The sequence below is a fragment of the Anaerotignum lactatifermentans genome, from assembly GCF_014982935.1.
In the GTDB taxonomy this organism is placed as follows: domain Bacteria; phylum Bacillota; class Clostridia; order Lachnospirales; family Anaerotignaceae; genus Anaerotignum; species Anaerotignum lactatifermentans.
Genome location: NZ_JADCKK010000138.1, coordinates 1 through 1,270, shown reverse-complemented (window position 1 = coordinate 1,270; position 1,270 = coordinate 1). Strand labels below are relative to the sequence as shown.

Here is a 1,270-nt window from a genome sequence, read left to right as displayed (position 1 = left end):
AGATCAGTACGCCTGACGCATCGGCAATCGAGGTCACCAGCGGTGCCGAGGCGGTCGCCGGATCTAGCTTGAAGCGCTGCAGAATGAACGGCAGAATCATCCCGATTAGACTACCTACCGTGACGATCAGCACCATTGATAGCGCGACGACCAGTGCTATTTCGCTGCCCGCGCGGAAAATACCCACCACGGACACCGCCAGTGCCATGGTCAGCCCCAGCGCCAAGGCGACGCCGACTTCACGACCCAGCAGCTTGGCCCAATCGCGGGTACGTACATCGCCGGTGGCCATGCCGCGTACCATCAGGGTGGCCGCCTGAGAGCCTGCGTTGCCACCGCTATCCACCAGCAGGGGCAGGAAGAACACCAGCGCAATGTAGGCTTCGATGGTTTCTTCGAAATAGGCGATACCGGCACCCGAGAAGATATTGGCGAATACCAGCAATACCAGCCACACCACACGCTTGCGGTAGAGCTCGAACAGGCTGACCGAGCGCAGGCTGCCCTCCAGCTTGCCCACCGACACCCCCTTGTGCATGTCTTCGGTGGCTTCTTCCGCGGCCACGTCCATGGCGTCGTCGTAGGTCACGATGCCCACCAAGCGGTCACCACCATTGATCACGGGAAGCGCCAGCAAGTCGTAATGGGCAATCAGCCGGCTGACTTCTTCCTGCGGCGTTTCCACGGAGGCAAACACCACTTCCGAGACCATTAGTTCTTCCACGCATTGGTGGGGGGCCGCAAGAATCAGCTGGCGTAGCGATACGGTGCCCTGCAAACGGCCTTCTTTATCGACGCAATACACCTGGTAGATGGTTTCGGCGTCAGGCGCGCTGGCGCGTAGCAGGCTCAAGGCTTCCGCCACGTCGATGGTGACCGGCACGGAAACATACTCGGAGGTCATGACGGCCCCTGCCGTGCCTTCGGCATAGCTGGCCAGCTTGGTTAAGTCATCGCGCTCTTTTTGCGATAGTTGGCGCAGGATGGCAGGCTGCCTGCCTGGCGCCACCAGGTGGAACAGGTCAGCGCGCTCGTCTGCATCCATCGTGGCAGCCAGTTTTGCGAGTTCTTCATCGGTCATTTTTTCACCGATGTCCCGCTGTTGCTCCGTTTCCAGGTAGCCGAACGTAGGGCCACGCTGCGCTTCGGGAAGCTGCATGAGCAACGCCAACACCGTATAGGCGGGCTCGTAACGGGCAAAATCGGCAATATCGGCAGGCTGCATTTCCGCGACGATATGAGAAATCGCGGTGTGATCGTTGCGCTGCAT

Annotated in this window: 1 protein-coding gene; it reads right to left on the bottom strand. The window is 60.1% G+C overall.

The features are described from left to right. Positions 1 to 1,270 (bottom strand): magnesium transporter (gene mgtE / locus INF29_RS14295; RefSeq protein WP_193487393.1); only part of this gene is annotated, 1,270 nt, incomplete at both ends.